We start from the raw sequence: 18,053 nt of genomic DNA, 5'->3' as shown, positions 1-18,053 counted from the left end.
TCGTCAACACCCACAGCATGGTGCTGCTGACCTCGGCCAAGGGCATGGTGCTGCACTCGCTGGGCGACACCGACTTTCTCGAAAAGGCCTCGCGCGTGGCGCTCACGCCCGGCATGGACTGGTCGGAGCAGAACAAGGGCACCAACGCCATCGGCACCGCGCTGACCGAAGAAGAAGCGCTCACCGTGCACGGCAACCAGCACTACCTGAACGCCAACAAGTTCCTCACCTGTTCGGCCGCGCCGATCTTCGACCCCTACGGCCAGGTGATCGGCGCGCTCGACGTCACCGGCGACCACCGCAGCTTCCACCAGCACACGCTGGCGCTGGTGCGCATGTCGGCGCAGATGATCGAGAACCACATGTTCGCCGACATCTTCCCGAAGGCGATCCGGGTGCATTTCCACACCCGCTCCGAGTTCCTGGGCACGCTGGTCGAGGGCATCGCGGTGTTCTCGCCCGAGGGGCGCTTCATCTCGGCCAACCGCAGCGCGCAGTTCCAGATCGGCTTGCCCTTCGCCGCGCTCAAGGCCCACACCTTCTCGTCGCTGTTCGGCATCCCGATCTCGTCGCTGTTCGAGCTGTTCAGCGGCGCCATGCCCAACCCCAAGCAGCTGGTGCTGCACAACGGCGTGTCGGTGTGGTGCCGGGTGAAGGTCAAGGCAAGCAACCCCTGGTCGGCCGGGCGGCCCATGGCGACGAACCCGCAGCAGGCCGAAGAGCAGCAGGCGCCCAGCGCGTCTGCGAACTCGGTGCCCGCGTTGCTGAAACAGACCGGGCGCAAGATGCAACTGTCGTCGCTGCAGTACCTGGACACCGGCGACCCCCAGGTGGCGTCGGTCATCCACAAGCTGCGCCGGGTGTCGGGGCGCGACATCCCGGTGATGATCCTGGGCGAAACCGGCACCGGCAAAGACCTGCTGGCCCAGGCCATCCACGGCGACTCCACCCGCTCGGCCCAACCCTTCGTCTCGGTCAACTGCGCCTCGATTCCCGACACGCTGATCGAGTCGGAGCTGTTCGGTTACGAAGAAGGTGCCTTCACCGGCGCGCGCAAGAAGGGCTCGATCGGCAAGATCCTGCAGGCCAATGGCGGCACGCTCTTCCTCGACGAAATCGGCGACATGCCCAAGCACCTGCAGGCGCGGCTGCTGCGCGTCCTGCAGGAGCGCAAGGTGAGCCCGCTCGGCGCGGGCAAAGAGGTCGAGGTGGATGTGGCCGTGGTCAGCGCCACCCACAAGAACCTCAAGGACATGATCGCGCGCGGCGACTTCCGCGAAGACCTGTACTACCGCCTCAACGGCCTGGTGGTGCGGCTGCCGGCGCTGCGCGAACGCACCGACTTCGACCTCGTGGTACAGAAGATCGTGAAGTCGCTGTGCGAGAACGGCCAGCACATCGGCATCTCCTCGCGGGTCATGGACATCTTCAAGCGCTACCACTGGCCGGGCAATTTCCGCCAGCTGCACAACCTGCTGCGCACGGCGGTGGTCATGGTGGGCAACGACGGCGTGATCGACATGGAGCACCTGCCCGACGACTTCCTCGAAGAGCTGGAGCACGGCCTGCCCAACCCGATTCCCAGCCGCCTGATGGGCTCCATCGCCCCGGCGATGTCCGATCTGCCCGAAACCCCCAACGCACCGCCCATGCCCGAACCGGCGGTGGATGGACAGCGTCTGCAGGATGTGGCGCTGAGCGCGATGGCACAGATGCTGCGGCTGCACAAGGGCAACGTGTCGGCAGCGGCCAAGGCGCTGGGGGTGTCCCGCAACACGATCTACCGGAAGAAGGATCAGTTGCCGCCGGGGCTTTTGTAACCCCCCGCGCCGCCTGCGGCGTCACCCCCAGGGGGGCAATGCGAGCGGCCTGGCGGAGCCCCCACCCCCGTCGCTTGTTCGCTGCGCGTAACCGCTCCGCCCCTCAAGGGGCGATGCGAGTGGCCCGGCAAAGCCGGTTCCACCGCATCCTGGGTTTAGGGCACTTCGCTCCGGAGGAGCATCGGATTCTCCCGGTCCTATTTCGTCGGCTTTGCTTGGTCCATCCAGACGGGTTCGAGTTCGCGCCAGGCGCGTTGCACGTTGAAGCCGTGGCGCGCTGCGTAGCCTTTCCAGTGCTGGAACGCTGGCAGGTTCACGCGGTCGATCTCCTGGGGCTGGGCGCCTTCGTCCATGGCTTGCAGGGTGCGCTCGCGCAGGGACTGCAGGTAGTCGCGGGTGGCGGCCAGTGCGGGGGGCGCTGCATGGTCCTGGCCCACGGACCACCCGGTGGACAGCAGTTGCTTCGGCTTCAACGCCTCCAGCCGTGACAGCGCCGCGAGCCAGTGGTCCACCCTGCCCTGCGCCAGCTCGGGCACGCGCCCGTCGTACACCAGCCCGCCCGCCCAGAGCACGCGGTGGCGAGGGTTCCAGAGCACGAGGTCGCCTTCGGTGTGGCCCTGCTCCACCCGCATCACCTGCAGGCGAAACGCCCCCACGCGCAGTTCATCGCCTTCGGTCAGGGTCCGGTTCGGCAGCACGATCTGCGTGCCGGCCATCGCGGCTTCGCCCACGCGCTGGGTGAGGCTGGCAAGGCAGTCCGGGCAACGCTGCGCCATGCCTTCGCGCGTGGCGGCCGTGGCCAGTACTTGGACGCGACCGTCGGCCGCTAGGTCGGCGAAGGCCGAGTTGGCGAGCACGTTTTCGGAGTGGGCGTGGGTGTTGACGATCCAGCGCACGCTCGCCTTGAACCGGCACTCGATCGACCGGCGCAGCCGCAGGCCATGGCGGTGGCTCGGCCCGGGGTCGATCACCATCGCGTCCCGCCCACCCAGCACCACGCTGGTCGGCACCACATGGCCCGCGTTCGCCGGGGACACGTCGCCCGCGCCCGGCGGCAGCCAGACCCAGACACCGGGGGCCACCGCCTGCCAGGGCACGGGCTCGGCCGCGCGGCAATCGGTGGCGGTCGGCGTGGCCTGTGCCGTGACCGCGCCAACCACCATCGCCACGAGCGCCAGGCGCCGACCCGCGGAACGCCACCACACAGACGACCGGTTCATGCGCCGCACACCTCGCGGCGCAGGGCCGCCAGCATCAGGCGCTCGTGCCCCAGGTGGCCGCTGAGCGGCAGCGCGAGCGAGGCCGATCCCGGTGCCAGCCGCTGCCCCAGCGCCGCCCAGCCGCGGCTGTTGCCCGGCGGGCAGATGGCGTCGCAGCGCCCGTGCACCCAGGCCACCGGCACGCCCCGTTGCGCCAGCGTGCGCACGGCCTTGTCCAGCTCGCCGGGCCGCACGAACCCCCGGTGCAACAGGTAGTGCGCCTGGACGCGGTACTTGCGTTGCAAGGCCCGATCGTCGCGCCCGGCGGGGCGCTGAAAGGCCGCCGCGCGCTGGCGGGTGCCCCGCCGAAGCGCTGCCCAGGTGCTGCGCAACGCACTCGCCGATCCGGGTTGCTGCACGGCCGCCTGGACCAGGGCACGCCGCAGGCCCCGCTCGGCGTCGCGCGATTCGAGCAAGGCCCAGCGCCGCGCCGCGCGCAGCGATGCAACAGCGGGTGTACCAGTTTGAAGCAACTGGCGCAGTTTGCTCAGCAACGCGGGCAACGAAGTGCCCGGCGCGCGGGGCCAACCGTCGGGCGCAGGCCTCATGGTTTTCCCTGAGCTCCGGCCCCCCTGAAGCAAGCCACCGACCTCGCGACGGCGCAGCGCGAAGGCACCACGCAACACCAGGCGCTCCACCCGTTCGGGGTGGCGTTGCGCATACGCCAGCGCCAGCACCGTGCCCCAGGAGCCGGCGAGGATGGACCAGCGCTCCAGCCCCAGGTGCACCCGCAGCGCCTCCAGGTCGGCCACCAGCGCCTGCGTGTGGTTGCGCGCGGTGCGGCCCTTCGGGCGGCTGTCGCCGCAGCCGCGCTGATCGGGCGCGATGGCCCAGTGCCGCGCCAGATCCAGTGGCGCCAGCATGCCCGGCTGGCAACGGCCGCCCGGCCCGCCGTGGAGCAGCAGCCACGCGTCGCCCTCGGGGTTTCCCCTGAGTCGGTACGCCATGTGTTGCGGCGCGTCCAGAGGCAGGTACAGTGGTCGGTGCCAGGGGCGCAGCGCGGCCCGAGCCCCACGGTCGCCGTGGCTCACGGACCAGTGCTGATTCGTGGCATCGTTATTGCTTTTCATCGTTGCGGCTTGAGGTGCAGTGGTGCAGACAAGTCGGCAGACATGTTTCATGCCAACCCATACAGGAGACTTTTCATGCAGTGGACCACCCCCGCTTTCACCGACCTGCGTTTCGGTTTTGAAATCACGATGTACATCGCCAACCGCTGACCACCGGCGGTTCCGCTCCAAAGCGCACGGGTGCACAACGCGTGCGCTTTTTTTATCCCCCTACTTTCCTGAACGCCTGAAACGTTCCAGCTCAGTCTATGCGCATCCGGGTCCTGGGTTCTTCGGCCGGCGGTGGCTTTCCGCAATGGAACTGCAACTGCCCCAACTGTGACGGTCTGCGCCAGGGCACGGTCCGCGCCAACGCGCGCACCCAATCGTCCATCGCGGTCACCGCCGAGGGGACTGACTGGCTGCTGGTCAACGCCTCGCCCGACATCCTTCAGCAGATCCGCGAGAACCCGGAGCTGCAACCGGCACGCAGCATCCGCGACAGCGGCATCGCCGCCGTGCTGCTGATGGACGCGCAGATCGACCACGTGACCGGCCTGCTGATGCTGCGCGAGCGCAAGACGCCGCTGCCGCTGCTGGCCACGCCCGAGGTGTTCTCCGACATCGGGAGCGGCTTCCCGATCACCGGCATCCTCTCGCACTACTGCGGCGTCGACCGCCAGGAGCTGCCCATCGACGGCAGCGCGGTGCGGGTGCCCAGCCTGCCCGGCCTGTTGCTGCACACGGTCTCGCTGTCGTCCAAGCCGCCACCCTACTCGCCGTTTCGCGGCAACCCGCGACCGGGCGACAACATCGGCCTGCTCATCACCCACCCGACCACCGGCGCCAAAGCGTTCTACGCGCCGGGTCTGGCCGAGGTCACGCCCGAACTCATCGAGCTCATGAGCGGCTGCAGCGTGGTGCTGATCGATGGCACCTTCTGGACCCACGACGAAATGCAGCGCCTGGGCCTCTCGACCAAGGCCGCGCTCGACATGGGCCACCTGCCGCAAAGCGGCCCGGGCGGCATGATCGAGCAGCTCGACCGCCTGCCCGCCGGCGTGCGCAAGGTGCTCATCCACATCAACAACACCAACCCCATGCTGGTGGAAGACTCCGACGAGCGCGCGCTGCTGACGCAGCACGGTATCGAAGTTGCCCACGACGGCATGGACATCACTTTCTGAAATCAACGGCACCATGGAAATCGCCCAAGCCATCCGCACCGACAGCCACCTGCCCGCCTGGAGCCCCGAAGCCTTCGAGGCCCAACTGCGCGAGAAGGGCCGCAGCTACCACATCCACCACCCGTTCAACGTGCGCATGAACGCGGGCGGCTGCACGCCCGACGAGCTGCGCTGCTGGGTGGCCAACCGCTTCTATTACCAGATCTGCATCCCGCGCAAAGACGCGGCCATCCTCGCCAACATGCCCGACCGATCGCACCGCCGCCTGTGGATCGAGCGCATCCTCGACCACGACGGCCATGGCGACTTTGAGGGCTCGGCCGCCGGCGGCATCGAGGCCTGGACCCGGCTGGGCGAGGCCGTGGGCATCTCGCGTGAAGACCTCTGGTCGCTGCAGGGCGTGGTGCCCGCGGTGCGCTTTGCCTGCGACGCCTACGTGAACTTCGCGGCCAAGGCGCCCTGGCAGGAGGCCGTGTGTTCCTCGCTCACCGAGATGTTCGCGCCGCAGATCCACAAAGACCGCCTCGCCACCTGGCCCGGCCACTACCCGTGGATCGAGGCCAGCGGCCTGGCCTATTTCCGCAGCCGCATCCCGCTCGCCAGCCGCGACGTGGAGCATGGCCTGCAGGTCACCTTGTCTCACTTCAACACCCGCGAGGCGCAGCACCGTGCGCTGGACATCCTGCAGTTCAAGCTGGACATTCTCTGGACCATGCTGGATGCCATCGAAAAGGCCTGCCAGTGATGGACGCCCCCCTGCGCCGTTTCGCGTCTTCCCCCCAGGGGGACCACGCCCTTGGCCCGGCAAAGCCGGTTCTTCGGCGTGTGCCGGGATCGACACGCGCTCCGGAGTTGCTGTGAGCACGTTGCCCAATCAACCCAAACTCTCGCGCCGCTTCCGGTTGCAGTACGAAGAAGCGCAATCGCGCTGGGTGCTGCTGTATCCCGAAGGCATGGTGCAGCTCAACCCGTCGGCGGCTGAGATATTGAAACGCTGTGACGGCGAGCGCACGCTGGAAGGCATCGTTTCCGAACTGGAAGCCGCGTTCAATGCGCAGGGTCTGGAGCCCGAAGTCCGCAACCTGCTCGAAGAAGGACAGCGCCGTGGCTGGATCGACTGATCTCCTGAGCACCGCACCCATCGCCGCCGGCCCGCCGCTGTGGCTGCTGGCGGAGCTGACCTACAAGTGCCCGCTGCACTGCGTGTTCTGCTACAACCCCACGCAGCACGCGAAGGTGACCGACGAGCTGAGCACCGCGCAGTGGGTGGACGTGATGACGCAGGCGCGCAAGCTCGGCGCGGCGCAACTCGGCTTCTCGGGCGGCGAGCCGATGCTGCGCGACGACCTCGAAGAGCTGGTGCAGGAAGCGCACCGCCTGGGCTACTACACCAACCTCATCACCTCCGGCGTGGGCCTCACGCCCACCCGCGCGCAGAAGCTCAAAGACGCCGGGCTCGACCACGTGCAGCTCTCGTTCCAGGACTCCACCAAGGAGCTGAACGACTTTTTGAGCCACACCAAGACTTTTGAGCTGAAGCAGCGCGTCGCGAAGCTGATCAAGCAGCACGACTGGCCCATGGTGATGAACTGCGTTCTGCACCGCCACAACCTGCCGCACGTGCGCAAGATCATCGAGATGGCCGTGGCGCTGGAAGCCGAGTACCTGGAGCTGGCCAACACGCAGTACTACGGCTGGGCCTGGATCAACCGCGACCACCTCATGCCCACGCGCGAAGAGCTGCAGATCGCCGAGGCCGAGGTCAACGCCTTCCGCGCCGAGCAGGACGCGAAAACCAGCGGGCAGAAATGCCGTGTGCTCTTCGTCGTGCCCGACTACTTCGAAGAGCGCCCCAAGGCCTGCATGAACGGCTGGGGCGCGGTGTTCCTGTCCATCGCGCCCGACGGCCTGGCCATGCCCTGCCACAACGCGCGCGACCTGCCCGGCCTGCAACTGCCCAACGTGAAAGACGTGTCGATCGCCGACATCTGGCAGCGCAGCAACGCCTTCAACACCTACCGCGGCGACGCGTGGATGAAGCCCACCTGCCGCAGCTGCGACGAGCGCCACAAGGACTTCGGCGGTTGCCGTTGCCAGGCCTTTCTGCTCACCGGCGACCCGGCCGAGACCGACCCGGTGTGCAGCAAGTCGGCCCACCACGAGAAGGTCGTGGCGGTGGTGAAGAATGCATCCAGGCACCGCCACATCCCGATCGTGTTCCGCAGCGACGCGGAGTCGCGGGCATTGCATCCCGAGCCCCCAAGCTCCCCGCCTGCGGCGGTCGCTGCCCCCCCCCAGGGGGACGCGTTCACGGCTTCGGGCGGCCGTGCGCCGTGAACCCACCATGACAACCCAAGCCCCCCAGGCCCACGCCGCGCACCGCATGTTCGGCGCCCTGCTGGTGCGCCACCTGCCGGGCAGCCGGCACGCGCCGCTCTCCATCGAGCGCGCCGACCAGGGCCTGTTCCTGCTCTGGCTGGCCTTCATGGGGCTGCTGGTCTTTGCTTCGTTGCTGCTGTGGCAGGCGGGCGCCTGGCACCGGCTGATCGAGGCCGACCCGACGCGCCTGACCATCGTGATCGTGCTGATGTTCATCGGCTGCTCGGGCTGGGCCGGGCGCCGCGCCTGGGTGCTCGGCCGCCAGCGCACGGCGCTTGACCAGGCGCAACACGTTGGCAGCTGGAGCGGCGAATTCCTGCAAGGCACGGCGCAGCCCGGCGCCGACCGCGCCTCCTGGCTGCTGGTGCTGGGCGAGCGCGCGCACGGCGCACACGAAATGGCCTGGTGGCTCAACGGCATCCAGCTCAAGCTCGGCCTGCTGGGCAAGGTGATCGGCTTCTCCATCCTCGCGCTCAACCTCGGCCAGCTGGAGAGCTTCGACCCCAGCCAGTCGGCCCAGTTGCTCAAGAGCCTGACCGGGGGCCTGGGCATCGCGCTGCTCACCACCGTGACCGGGCTCACCGGCAACATCCTGCTCGGCCTGCAGCTCATGCGGCTGGACCGTTTTGCCGACGCGCTGGTGGCCGATGCGCTGGCGCTTTCACTGACGTCCGCCGGAGCGAGCGATGGCCATCGGCCGACCGGTCCGTGACACGGAGACCGATCCGTTCTACGACATGTTGTTCAACATGTTGATCGCCTTCGTCTTCTGTTTCGTCATCGCCATCCTCGCCTTCAACCCCAACGCGCGCAAGGCGGGCGACGTGCCGGCGAAGGCCGAGTTCATGGTCACCGTCTCGTGGCCCGACAACAACCCCAACGACGTGGACGCCTGGGTGATGGAGCCCGGCGGCAAGACGCTGTGGTTTCGCCAGCGCGACGCCGGCCTGCTGCACCTCGACCGCGACGACCGTGGCGCCAAGAACAGCAGCGTGCTGGTGAACGGCCGCGAGTTCAGCAGCCCCATCCGGCAGGAGATCGTCACCCTGCGCGGCATCGTGCCCGGCGAGTACGTGGTCAACGCCCACTACTACGACAGCAAGGACCAGCAGCCGGTGGACGTGAGCGTGGCGGTGGTGAAGGTCAACCCGCAGGCCGAGATCGTGTTCACCGGCACCCAGCAGATCCCGCGCAAGGGCGACGAGCGCACGCTGGTGCGCTTCACGCTCGACGAGCGCGGCGCAGTGACCGACCTCAGCACACAGCCCAAGACCATCGTGCAAAGAACAGGGCTGTAGAGCCCCCACAAGAACAACCCATGATCCCCGCCGTTTCCTCCCAGCTCTTGCTGCTCGCCCTCGTCTACGCGCTGCTGGCCTTTCTGCTGCTCGCCCTGTGCCTGGGCACGCGCTGGCACTGGGGCCTCAAAGCAGCGATGGTGCTGCTGGTCAGCGGCTTCTACGCTTTCGGGCACCAGACCTTCAAGGGCGTGTCGGGCTGGCCGGCAGAAGATCAACTGCCCCAGCGCTTCGTGCTGCTCTCGGCCGTGTTCGACGAACCCAGCCCCGGGCGCGGTCACAAGGGGGCGATCTACCTCTGGGTCAACCCCATGAAAGACAATCAGCCGCTGGAGATGCCCCGCGCCTTCAAGCTGCCCTACGAAAAGGACCTGCACCGCATCCTCGGCGACGGCGTCAAGAAGGCGCGCGACGGCAACACGCAGCTGGGCGAAACCGAGCCGCGGCGCGGCCAGGGTGGCCTGGCCTGGCTGCGACCTGCCAGCAACGACAAGGTGGAGATCAAGTTGCGGGACCTGCCACGCGCGCAGTTGCCAGAGAAATGAGGCGCCGCCCCTGCGCCGCTTCAGATCTTCCCCCCCTCGTGCCAGGGGGGGGCCGCACCCGTGGCCCGGCAAAGCCGGTTCCACGGTGCACCTGGGTTTGGGACACGCGCTCCGGTGGTGCCATTTGGAGGACACCCGCTGCCTGCCTGGTGGTGGCCTTGCTGTCGGGGTGCTCTGGTCGCGACATGGGCAATGAGTGGTTCCCCCTGCGCGAAGGCGATGAGCAAACCCTCGCCGTGACCTACGCGATGGACGAGCCGCGCGAGACCGAGCAGTGGACGATGCGCGTGGCCGCGTCCGAAACGTTTCAGGACCAGCCCGTCGCCGTGCGCCACCACTCGGCGGGCGTGAGCTACCACCTGAAGGTGGATGAGCAAGGCGTGCGCCGCGTGGCCACGCGCACCGACATCGACAATGAGCCGACGGCCGATGCCGAGCCCATCTGGGTGCTCAAGGCGCCCTACCAGGTCGGCACCGAGTGGACCACCGTCACCGTGCCCTACCTGCTGCAGCGCAAGAACGAACACCCGCGCGACCTGAAGTACACCCACAAGGCGCAGATGACCTGGCGCATCGAAGCGGTGGACGACAGCGTGAAGCTCGCCGATGGCAGCGAACACCAGCCCTGCCTGCGCGTGGTCGGCCAGGCGCGCCTGAACCTCTACACCGACCCGGTCAACGGCTTCACCGACGTCCCGCTGATCAGCCGCGAGTGGTATTGCCTGGGCGAAGGGCTGGTGAAGTTGCAGCGAGAGGAACGGGTACCGAGCGGGTTTCTGACGGGAGGCCTGTTGCAAGCGGAGTGGGTGCGCTGACCGCAAGCGCTTCGCACTCAGGCAGGTGTCCGGCGTCTCACGCGACCAGCAGCACGCCGCATGGCGGCTTCAAAGGCCATCGGCAAACCCGTTGAGCTTCGCGTTGCGAAACGTAAACCGCGCAAGCAAAACCGGTCCTTAAGCTTGTCTTAATCGGTGATTTGGAACATGAAGTTGTCGGCAGAGATTCGTTGCTTGCCGACCGCGTTTGAGCCCCTCACGTCGCTCACATCCACGCCAGAGACAACCCATCATGAAGAACCCCCACGACACCGCCTCCCGTTTCCCCTTGACATCGTTGCGGATGGTGGCCGCCTCGCTGCTTGTTGCCGGGCTGACCGCCTGCGGTGGCGGTGGAGGCGACGACAGCGCCACCGCCAGTGCCAAATCGTTCAAAGGCACCGTGACCGCCTACGACAACCCACAGAGCTTCAGTGTCGACGGCATCCCCGTGAACGCCAGCGGCTCCAGCACAGCACCGCAGGGCCTGGCCACCGGGAGCCGGGTCGAAGTTCAAGGCGACATGGTCAATGGCGTCCTGCAAGCCCGCCGTGTCGAGCTGGACGACGACCATGACGGGGATGACAACGGCACCGAGTCGAGCGAACTGGAAGGCCGTGTGACGTCGTACAACAGCCCGTCCAGTTTCAGCGTCGATGGCATCCCGGTGGACGCCAGCGCCACGCCGACCACGCTGTCGGTCGGCATGCATGTGGAGGTCCACGGAACCGTCAACAACGGCGTGATGGTGGCCAGCCAGGTGAAGGTCGAAGGGACGGACTCCGACGATGGCGAGGACGACAAAGACGATGAGAAGGATGACGACGACCGTTGCGACACCGTGACCCAGTCAAGCTGCCCTGACGACGACAGCAACGACGATGACGAGGATGGCGAAGACGACGGTGTGGACGATGACGACAAGGACGACGACCGCCGGTGAAGTCACGGCGTGAGGAACAGATGCCTCCGGTCTTCAGACCGGGGGCATGCTCACGTCGGGGTGGGTGTGCCAGACCCGCAACGCTGTGCCCGCGTTCGGTCCGACAAACACCGCGGCCCCCGCCCGCCGCGCGACATGTCGGCGCCCGTCAACGCGCGGACAGGCACGCAGCGTGATGGAAAGGTGACCGGCTCAGCGCTTGCCCCCCCCATTGCCTCCGCCATTCCCGCCACCTTTTCCACCTCCGCCGCCGTTGCCCCCGCCGTTGCCGCCACCATTTCCACCGCCTTTTCCACCCCCGTTGCCGCCACCATTGCCGGCGTTACCGCCACCGCCGCTGGCGCCGCCGCCCTTGTTGCCGCCGCTGCCGGCACCTTGACCGCCGCCACCACCACCCGTGCCTTTGTTGCCGCCGGCGCCCTGGCTGCCGGCCGCGGCCGGGCGTTTGCTGCTGGTCCCGGCGTCCAGGGATGCCCGCTGCTCCGCCTTGTCGGCCTTGTTCGCGGCGCTGACCACGGAGCCCAGGCGCAGGCCCAGGCTGTTGGCGATCTGGCCCCAGCCCATGCCGCTGTCACGCATCGCCTGCACATCGCTGGTGGCCAGCGCGAGCTGCCCGGTGGTGGGTTCGGTGATGCCCTGTTGGGTGAGGTTGGCCCGGGCGAGTTGCAGGGACATCTCTTGCTGCCTCGCAGCCACGGCGGGGTCGGCAACCGCTACCGGGTCGACCACCACGCCCACGACGACTTGGGCCCAGCTGGCACCAGCAGCCAGGCAGGCAACGGCCAGCACGAGCGGGCGGAGGGTTTGGATTCGGTGTGTTGTGTTCATGAGGTTCTCCATGTGAACGAAAAGACAGACGGCATGCTACCCAGAGTAGCTGCAAGCCCTGTCACCGAATGTGACGACATGTATCACTGAAGCACCTCACGATCCGCCATGCAGGCCAGGCAACGAAGCACAACTGCCGAGAAAACAACGACGGCTTCGGGTGGTGTTAAGCGACGGCCCGCATCGTTGAACTGGCGGTGCGAGGGCACCCACCAACAGCCGATCCCGGCTGCGGGTCAGCAGCGTCACCTCAAACACCCACTGAGGACACCACCGCATGAACCACTCCCACACACCCCCCAACCGTTCCCCATGGGCCGCGCTGCGGTGGCTGTCTGCCTCATTGCTCAAGGCAGGCCTGGTCGCCTGCGGCGGCGGCGGCGGCGGCAGTGATGACGACAGCGCGACCCCCAGTGGCAAGTCATACAAGGGCACGGAGACCACCTTTGACAGCCCGCAGAGCTTCAGCGTTGACGGCATCCCGGTCGATGCCAGTGGCTCCAATGCCGTGCCCCAGGGCTTGGCCACGGGAACCCGGGTCGAGATTCAGGGTGAGATGGTCAACGGAAGGCTGCAGGCCCGACGCGTCGGGTTCGACGACACCGACGACGGCAACACGGACCCCAACGAACTCGATGGTCGTGTGACGTCCTGCTCAGGCCTACCCGTTTCAGCGTGGACGGCATTGCCGTCGACGCGAGCGCCGCTCCCAGCACCCTGGCCGTCGGCATGCGCGTCGAGGTGTACGGAGCGATGAGCAACGGCACGATGGTGTCCAGCCGTGTCAAGATCGAAGACCGGAGCGCTTCCGATGACAACGCGGACAGCGGCCACGACGACCTCTGCGACGACGTGGGCAAATCGGCCTGTGAAGACGACGGCAAGGATTGAATGAGACCTGAGCGCAAGCGCCTTGCAACAGGCCATTGACCCTGCAGGGTCAAGCTTCAGCCACCTGGGCCCCCGCAGGACGCAGCGTGTCCGCCAGCAGATTCACCAGCTCATCGAGCGCCCGCGCTTTCTCCAGCACATGGTGCACGCCCTGTGCGGCAGCACGGGCGCGCAGTTCGTCGCTGACGTAGCCCGAGACCAGGATGGTGGGCAGGCCCGGGCGCAGACGGCGGATGGCGGTGATCACGTCGAGCCCGGAGTGCTGGGGCATGTTGTAGTCGGTCACCACGATGTCGAACGCCTGCGGATCGGCACGCACAGCGGCCATGGCCTGCTCGGGCTCGCTGTGGTGTGACACGCGGTAGCCGCGGCGGACGAGCAGCTTTTCCAGCATGGCGGACATGAGCAGGTCGTCTTCAACCAGCAGCACCCGTTCACCTTGCCCGCGCCCGGCATCGCACTGGGCCGCTGCGCCCGGGCCCGTGGCGGGCACCACTCCGCCGGGCGGTGCGGGAATGAAAATGTCGAACCGGGTGCCCTGACCGGGCTGTGAATGCACGCCGATGGCACCGTCGTGCGAGCGCACGATGCCGTGCACCACGGACAGCCCCAGCCCCGTGCCCTTGCCCACCGGCTTGGTGGTGAAGAAGGGTTCGAAGATGCGCTGGCGCACCTGATCGTCCATGCCGCTGCCGTTGTCCTGCACCCACAGGTGCACATGGCGCCCGGGCAGCAGGCCCAGGGGCATGGCCGCGGCGGCACCGAGCACCACGGTGTCCAGCCCCACTTCAATGCGCCCACCCTGGTCGCCCAGCGCATGCCAGGCGTTGGTGCAAAGGTTGAGCAACACCTGTTCAAACTGGGTGCGGTCGATCTCGGCGCTGGCTTCGGGGTTGTCGATGCATTCGATCAGCTGCACGCCGGCCGGCAGGGTGGAGCGCAGCAGCGACAGGCTTTCGCTCAGCATCGGCAACAGGGGCTGCACCTGGCGCCGGGCGGCGTCGCGCCGGCTGAAGCTGAGGATGCGGTCGACCAGGTTCCGGGCACGGTCGCTGGCCTTGATGATCTGGTCCAGGCTGAGCGCCACATCGGCCGGGTTGCCGCCCTTGAGATCTTCCCGGGCCATGTGGGCGTTGCCCAGGATGGCAGCGAGCACGTTGTTGAAGTCGTGAGCGATGCCGCTGGCCAGCGTGCCGATGGACTCCAGCTTCTGGGCTTCGCTGAGCTGCTGCTCCAGCTGGCGGCGGGCCTCCTGCGCTTCGATGCGGTCGGTGACGTCGGTGAGCAGGCCGTCCCACACGATGAGACCGCCGTCCAGCACCCGCGGCGCAGACACCATGTGCATGCGCCGCACGCTGCCGTCGGGCCGGCAGAAGCGGGCTTCGCAGTCGAACACCTGCAGTGTTTCGGTGCAGCGCTGTTCGGTGGCGGCGAGGCTGGCCATATCGTCCGGGTGGATGCTGCCGTACATCGCGACCGGGTCACGCAACACATCGGCCACACGCACGCCGCAGACACGCTCCACCGAGTCGGACACCTCGGTGAAGCGGCGATGCCCATCAGGTTCCAGCACCACCTGATACAGCACGGAGTGCGGCAGGTTGGCGCCCAGCGTGTTCATGCGGGCCTGGCTTTCCCGAACGAGTGCTTCAGACGCCTGCAGGGCAGCGTATGGCGCCTGGATGCTGGCGATGAAGGTGGCGCGGTACAGAAGCGCATAAGCCCCAACCTTGTAAAGGTGCCCCACCACGTTCTGAAAATCGGAAGGTGTGACGTAGGCCGTGAAGGCGAATCCCCCCAGGCCCATGAACAGGCAAGAGAACGCGAGCAGGGCATGCTGGCGTGATCGCTCGCGTTTCGCTTTGTGCCACAGCAGCAGCGCCAGCAAGCCATTGAGACCGGTCAACACATATTCGTAGCCCGCCTTGAAAGGGGTCACACCCACGCCTGGCACAAAGGTGGTGGGGAAGAGATCGAGCCCGTAGGAACCGACGGCGATGGTGGCGACCAACACCACCAGGCCGATACCCAGCAAGACCGATCTTGACCAATGGGGTGCCAAGCCGAGTGCCAAAGCGCCCAGCGTCAGCACTTCAAAACTGCGGCCCATGAGCCAGAAAAAGATGGCCTGTGGCGTGCTGCTCTCGGTTAGAAAGGGCGGCATGCCTTCGTAGGTCAGGGCGTGCATCAAATCGCATCCCATGACCACCACGAAACCAGCCAGCAAGGCGTTGGCGCTGCTGTCCTTCTGGCGGTCAAAGGTGTGCCAGGACACCGTGACCACCAAGGCGGCGATCACGATGGCAAACAGCTCCAGCACCAGATGCAGATCGAGCATGCGACCCGAAAGGAACCCGCTGGCGGTGTCCGCCGGAGCGTTGATGATGGCCAGTATGCCCAGCACCGCAAACAGGCCGACAAGGCCGTATTTGGTGGGGTTTGCGTACGTCATACCTAACCATAACGCAAATATGGGTATTCACCCAAACACAGCCGTTGGCGAGTTGCGTTGCACGCACACCGCTGGAGGCGGTGCAAGACTGGCACCGCTTACGTTCACTCGATGCGCAGCTCCTGCACCCAGCGCGCCCCTGCCGGGAAGTCGTCGCGCTGAAAGGGACCGTAGGGCGGCTCGTTGAGGTTGTCGGGCGGCACCCCGATCAGGTTGAGGTCCACGGCCTGCGGTCGGCCCACCAGGCCGCTCGGGGTCTGCGTGAACCTGAAGATGATGCCGTTCCAGAGCTTGGCGCCGAAGTCGGCGGGCTGTTTGAAAAAGAACAGCAGATTGTGTTCGAGCCAGCCGACATCGCTCGCGGTCACGGTGCCCGGATGCGGGTACGGGTAGGCCACGAAACAGGTGATCTCCTGCGCGGCGGGCAGGCACTTGAACTCGCGCATGGACAGAAAGTGGTCCTGCATCACGGCGCGGTCCATCTGCACCCGGAAGCCCGCTGCGCCCGCGCCCGAGGGCTGGAAGAACACGGAACCGATGCGGGTTCTCTGGCCGTCTTTGGTGAGCGCCACCAGGGCCTTCTCGCCGCTCAATTCAAAGGCCTGGGCAGCGCCCTGAAGGGCGCCGCAGAGCGCGACGCCCGCCAGCGCTCGCGCCAGGATCGCGCCCGCCCTGTGGGCGGTTCGTGCGCGATGCGCCCTCAGTGTTTGGCGGTCATCACCCATTGGGCCAGGGTCTTGATGTCGGCGGCGTTCATGCCCGGGTGCGGTGGCATGGGGATGCGGCCCCACTTGCCCTTGCTGCCGTACTGGATGGACTGGACCAGGTTCGCCACGGCGTCCTTGTCGTCCCGGTACTTGTCGGCGACGGAGCTGTAGGCGGGGCCGACGATTTTTTCCTTGGCCGAATGGCACGACAGACAGCCGTTGTTCTTGGCCAGCTCGATGGCGGCCGCCTCGTCGACCGCGTGCGCAGCGCCCGAAGCGAGCAGGAGGCCGGAGGTGAGAAGAAGAAGGGTACGCATGGTCACAACTCACAAATCAGGGAACAGAGAAAACAAAAAGGGTGGGACTCAAACGCGGCAAAAGACGCCAAGAGTCCCACCCAGCACACACCAAGGAGCCGGCTCCGCCGGTCCAGGGTGTGGTCCCCCTAGGGGGACGCCGCGCAGCGGCGCAGGGGAGAGATCACTTCGCGATCTTGAATGTCCAGACCGAGCCACCCTGCTCCAGGAAGTTGACCTTCTTGGCCACTTCACCGCCCCACAGTGGCACCGCGCCACCCCAGCCGGACACGACAGAGATGTACTGCTCGCCACCTTCGGTCCAGGTGATGGGAGGGGCCACCACACCGGAGCCGGTCTGGAACTGCCACACCACCTTGCCGGTCTTGGCGTCGGCGGCCTTGAGGTAACCCTCAGGCGTGCCCCAGAACACCAGGTCGCCGGCCGTCAGCACGCCACCCCAGAGCGGGGCTTCGTTCTTGACTTCCCACTCGACCTTGCCGGTCTTGGGGTTGATGGCGCGCAGCGAACCGATGTGGTCGTCGAACAAAGGCTTGATGGTGAAACCCGCGCCCAGGTAGGCGGCGCCCTTCTTGTAGGTGATGGGTTCGTTCCAGATCTCCATGCCCCATTCGTTGGTGGGCACGTAGAACAGGCCGGTCTTGGGGCTGTAGGCCATGGGCATCTGGTTCTTGCCACCCAGGAAGCCGGGCGCCGAGAACACCGACTTGCCTTTGGCGCCGTCGCCGCCCGCTGCCGTCGGGTCGCCAGGGCGGTTCGCCGGGTCAAAGTTCGGGCGGCCGGTCTTCAGGTCGATGCCGGTGGCCCAGGTCACCTTCTTCACGAAGGGGAAGGCGTTCAGCAGCTTGCCGGTTTCGGCGTCGTTCACGTAGAAGAAGCCGTTGCGGTCGGCCTTGGCGCCGACGCGCTTGCCGTCCATGTCGAAGGTGACGAACTCGTTCACACCGTCGTAGTCCCAGCCGTCGTTCGGGGTGGACTGGTAGTGCCACTTGATCTGGCCGGTCTTCACGTCGATGGCGACGGTGGAGGTGGAATACAGGTTGTCGCCCTTGCGCACATGGCTGTTCCACGGGCCGGGGTTGCCGGTGCCGAAGTAGGCCAGGCCGGTCTTGGCGTCGTAGCTGCCGCCCAGCCAGGTGGCGGCGCCGCCGGTCTTCCAGGTCTCGCCCGGCCAGGTGGCGTTGGTGGTGCCACTGATGCCGTTTTCCTTGCCGTCCTTGTAGCCCATGTGGCCTTCGACCACGGGGCGGGTCCAGACCATCTTGCCGGTCTTGGGGTCGCGCGCTTCGACGCGGCCGACCACGCCGAACTCACCGCCGGACACGCCGGTCATGAGCAGGCCTTCGGCGATCAGCGGGGCCGCGGTGTAGCTGTAGCCCGCAGAGTAGTCGTCGATCTTCTCGCGCCACACCACCTTGCCGGTGTCCTGGTCGAGGGCCACGAGCTGGGCGTCGAGCGTGCCGAAGATGACGAGGTTGTCGTACAGCGCGGCGCCGCGGTTGATCACGTCGCAGCAGGGCATGATGCCTTCGGGCAGGCGGTGCTCGTACTTCCAGAGCTTCT

The 18,053-nt window shown here is 67.0% G+C and carries 19 protein-coding genes; 12 read left to right on the top strand and 7 right to left on the bottom strand.

What is annotated here, in order from left to right:
- Positions 1-1,820: sigma-54-dependent Fis family transcriptional regulator (locus IV088_RS14200; protein ID WP_291103148.1), on the top strand; the 1,820-nt coding region annotated here is incomplete at its 5' end.
- A gap of 197 nt (positions 1,821-2,017) precedes the next feature.
- Here IV088_RS14200 and IV088_RS14195 read toward each other — a convergent pair.
- Complete coding sequence (locus IV088_RS14195; protein WP_291103146.1) at positions 2,018-3,040, bottom strand: MBL fold metallo-hydrolase; 1,023 nt, start codon at positions 3,038-3,040, stop codon at positions 2,018-2,020.
- Positions 3,037-4,149 (bottom strand): alpha/beta fold hydrolase, encoded by a 1,113-nt coding sequence (locus tag IV088_RS14190; RefSeq protein WP_291103143.1) that lies wholly within the window; start codon positions 4,147-4,149, stop codon positions 3,037-3,039. The genes IV088_RS14195 and IV088_RS14190 overlap by 4 nt, the downstream gene beginning before the upstream one ends.
- A gap of 75 nt (positions 4,150-4,224) precedes the next feature.
- On the opposite strand from IV088_RS14190, the gene pqqA reads away from it, so the two are divergent.
- From pqqA to IV088_RS14140, 10 genes are all read left to right on the top strand, one after another.
- Positions 4,225-4,299, top strand: a complete 75-nt coding sequence (pqqA, locus tag IV088_RS14185; RefSeq protein WP_068167214.1) for a pyrroloquinoline quinone precursor peptide PqqA — start codon at positions 4,225-4,227, stop codon at positions 4,297-4,299.
- A 98-nt stretch (positions 4,300-4,397) separates the two neighbouring features.
- Positions 4,398-5,315, top strand: a complete 918-nt coding sequence (gene pqqB, locus IV088_RS14180; protein ID WP_291103141.1) for a pyrroloquinoline quinone biosynthesis protein PqqB — start codon at positions 4,398-4,400, stop codon at positions 5,313-5,315.
- Between the two features lie 13 nt (positions 5,316-5,328).
- Entirely contained in the window at positions 5,329-6,060 is a 732-nt protein-coding gene (gene pqqC, locus IV088_RS14175; protein ID WP_291103139.1) for a pyrroloquinoline-quinone synthase PqqC, read from the top strand.
- A gap of 112 nt (positions 6,061-6,172) precedes the next feature.
- The gene (gene pqqD / locus IV088_RS14170) at positions 6,173-6,436 is read left to right on the top strand and encodes a pyrroloquinoline quinone biosynthesis peptide chaperone PqqD (RefSeq protein WP_291103136.1); all 264 of its coding nucleotides are present in this window, start codon (positions 6,173-6,175) and stop codon (positions 6,434-6,436) included.
- The gene (gene pqqE, locus IV088_RS14165; RefSeq protein WP_291103134.1) at positions 6,420-7,652 is read left to right on the top strand and encodes a pyrroloquinoline quinone biosynthesis protein PqqE; all 1,233 of its coding nucleotides are present in this window, start codon (positions 6,420-6,422) and stop codon (positions 7,650-7,652) included. Before pqqD ends, pqqE begins: the two co-directional genes overlap by 17 nt.
- A 7-nt stretch (positions 7,653-7,659) precedes the next feature.
- Entirely contained in the window at positions 7,660-8,406 is a 747-nt protein-coding gene (locus IV088_RS14160) for a hypothetical protein (protein WP_291103132.1), read from the top strand.
- Complete coding sequence (locus IV088_RS14155; RefSeq protein WP_291103130.1) at positions 8,381-8,992, top strand: hypothetical protein; 612 nt, start codon at positions 8,381-8,383, stop codon at positions 8,990-8,992. The genes IV088_RS14160 and IV088_RS14155 overlap by 26 nt, the downstream gene beginning before the upstream one ends.
- A 20-nt stretch (positions 8,993-9,012) precedes the next feature.
- Complete coding sequence (locus IV088_RS14150; protein WP_291103127.1) at positions 9,013-9,537, top strand: hypothetical protein; 525 nt, start codon at positions 9,013-9,015, stop codon at positions 9,535-9,537.
- A 185-nt stretch (positions 9,538-9,722) separates the two neighbouring features.
- On the top strand, positions 9,723-10,352 hold the full coding sequence (locus IV088_RS14145; RefSeq protein ID WP_291103124.1) for a hypothetical protein: 630 nt from the start codon (positions 9,723-9,725) through the stop codon (positions 10,350-10,352).
- A 253-nt stretch (positions 10,353-10,605) separates the two neighbouring features.
- Complete coding sequence (locus IV088_RS14140) at positions 10,606-11,295, top strand: DUF5666 domain-containing protein (RefSeq protein ID WP_291103122.1); 690 nt, start codon at positions 10,606-10,608, stop codon at positions 11,293-11,295.
- A gap of 192 nt (positions 11,296-11,487) precedes the next feature.
- Here the strand turns inward: IV088_RS14140 and IV088_RS14135 are convergent, their stop codons facing one another.
- On the bottom strand, positions 11,488-12,123 hold the full coding sequence (locus tag IV088_RS14135) for a hypothetical protein (protein ID WP_291103119.1): 636 nt from the start codon (positions 12,121-12,123) through the stop codon (positions 11,488-11,490).
- A gap of 675 nt (positions 12,124-12,798) precedes the next feature.
- On the opposite strand from IV088_RS14135, the gene IV088_RS14130 reads away from it, so the two are divergent.
- A complete protein-coding gene (locus IV088_RS14130; RefSeq protein ID WP_291103117.1) occupies positions 12,799-13,014 on the top strand; it encodes a hypothetical protein in 216 nt (71 codons plus the stop codon).
- 49 nt (positions 13,015-13,063) lie between these two features.
- On the opposite strand, the gene IV088_RS14125 is transcribed toward IV088_RS14130, so the two are convergent.
- The 4 genes from IV088_RS14125 to IV088_RS14110 form a co-directional block, all read right to left on the bottom strand.
- The gene (locus IV088_RS14125; protein WP_291103115.1) at positions 13,064-15,466 is read right to left on the bottom strand and encodes an MASE3 domain-containing protein; all 2,403 of its coding nucleotides are present in this window, start codon (positions 15,464-15,466) and stop codon (positions 13,064-13,066) included.
- Positions 15,467-15,570: 104 nt separating this feature from the next.
- Positions 15,571-16,191 (bottom strand): hypothetical protein, encoded by a 621-nt coding sequence (locus tag IV088_RS14120; protein ID WP_291103113.1) that lies wholly within the window; start codon positions 16,189-16,191, stop codon positions 15,571-15,573.
- Positions 16,167-16,490, bottom strand: coding sequence for a c-type cytochrome (locus tag IV088_RS14115; protein WP_291103110.1), 324 nt, complete (start codon positions 16,488-16,490; stop codon positions 16,167-16,169). Before IV088_RS14115 ends, IV088_RS14120 begins: the two co-directional genes overlap by 25 nt.
- Before the next feature lie 163 nt (positions 16,491-16,653).
- The coding region (locus IV088_RS14110; RefSeq protein ID WP_291103108.1) for a PQQ-dependent dehydrogenase, methanol/ethanol family at positions 16,654-18,053 on the bottom strand (1,400 nt) is incomplete at its 5' end.

This window comes from Hydrogenophaga sp., assembly GCF_018780075.1.
In the GTDB taxonomy this organism is placed as follows: Bacteria; Pseudomonadota; Gammaproteobacteria; order Burkholderiales; family Burkholderiaceae_C; genus Hydrogenophaga.
The sequence above is the reverse complement of the archived record's forward strand: the minus strand, read 5'-3'. Positions and strand labels throughout refer to the sequence as shown.

Excerpts from the sequence above, each read along its gene's own strand:
- IV088_RS14195 (WP_291103146.1), bottom strand. The coding sequence starts at position 3,040 with ATGAACCGGTCGTCTGTGTGGTGGCGTTCCGCGGGTCGGCGCCTGGCG.
- IV088_RS14190 (WP_291103143.1), bottom strand. The coding sequence starts at position 4,149 with ATGAAAAGCAATAACGATGCCACGAATCAGCACTGGTCCGTGAGCCAC.
- pqqB (WP_291103141.1), top strand. The coding sequence starts at position 4,398 with ATGCGCATCCGGGTCCTGGGTTCTTCGGCCGGCGGTGGCTTTCCGCAA.
- pqqC (WP_291103139.1), top strand. The coding sequence starts at position 5,329 with ATGGAAATCGCCCAAGCCATCCGCACCGACAGCCACCTGCCCGCCTGG.
- IV088_RS14160 (WP_291103132.1), top strand. The coding sequence starts at position 7,660 with ATGACAACCCAAGCCCCCCAGGCCCACGCCGCGCACCGCATGTTCGGC.
- IV088_RS14155 (WP_291103130.1), top strand. The coding sequence starts at position 8,381 with ATGGCCATCGGCCGACCGGTCCGTGACACGGAGACCGATCCGTTCTAC.
- IV088_RS14150 (WP_291103127.1), top strand. The coding sequence starts at position 9,013 with ATGATCCCCGCCGTTTCCTCCCAGCTCTTGCTGCTCGCCCTCGTCTAC.
- IV088_RS14145 (WP_291103124.1), top strand. The coding sequence starts at position 9,723 with ATGGGCAATGAGTGGTTCCCCCTGCGCGAAGGCGATGAGCAAACCCTC.
- IV088_RS14140 (WP_291103122.1), top strand. The coding sequence starts at position 10,606 with ATGAAGAACCCCCACGACACCGCCTCCCGTTTCCCCTTGACATCGTTG.
- IV088_RS14135 (WP_291103119.1), bottom strand. The coding sequence starts at position 12,123 with ATGAACACAACACACCGAATCCAAACCCTCCGCCCGCTCGTGCTGGCC.
- IV088_RS14125 (WP_291103115.1), bottom strand. The coding sequence starts at position 15,466 with ATGACGTACGCAAACCCCACCAAATACGGCCTTGTCGGCCTGTTTGCG.
- IV088_RS14120 (WP_291103113.1), bottom strand. The coding sequence starts at position 16,191 with ATGGGTGATGACCGCCAAACACTGAGGGCGCATCGCGCACGAACCGCC.
- IV088_RS14115 (WP_291103110.1), bottom strand. The coding sequence starts at position 16,490 with ATGCGTACCCTTCTTCTTCTCACCTCCGGCCTCCTGCTCGCTTCGGGC.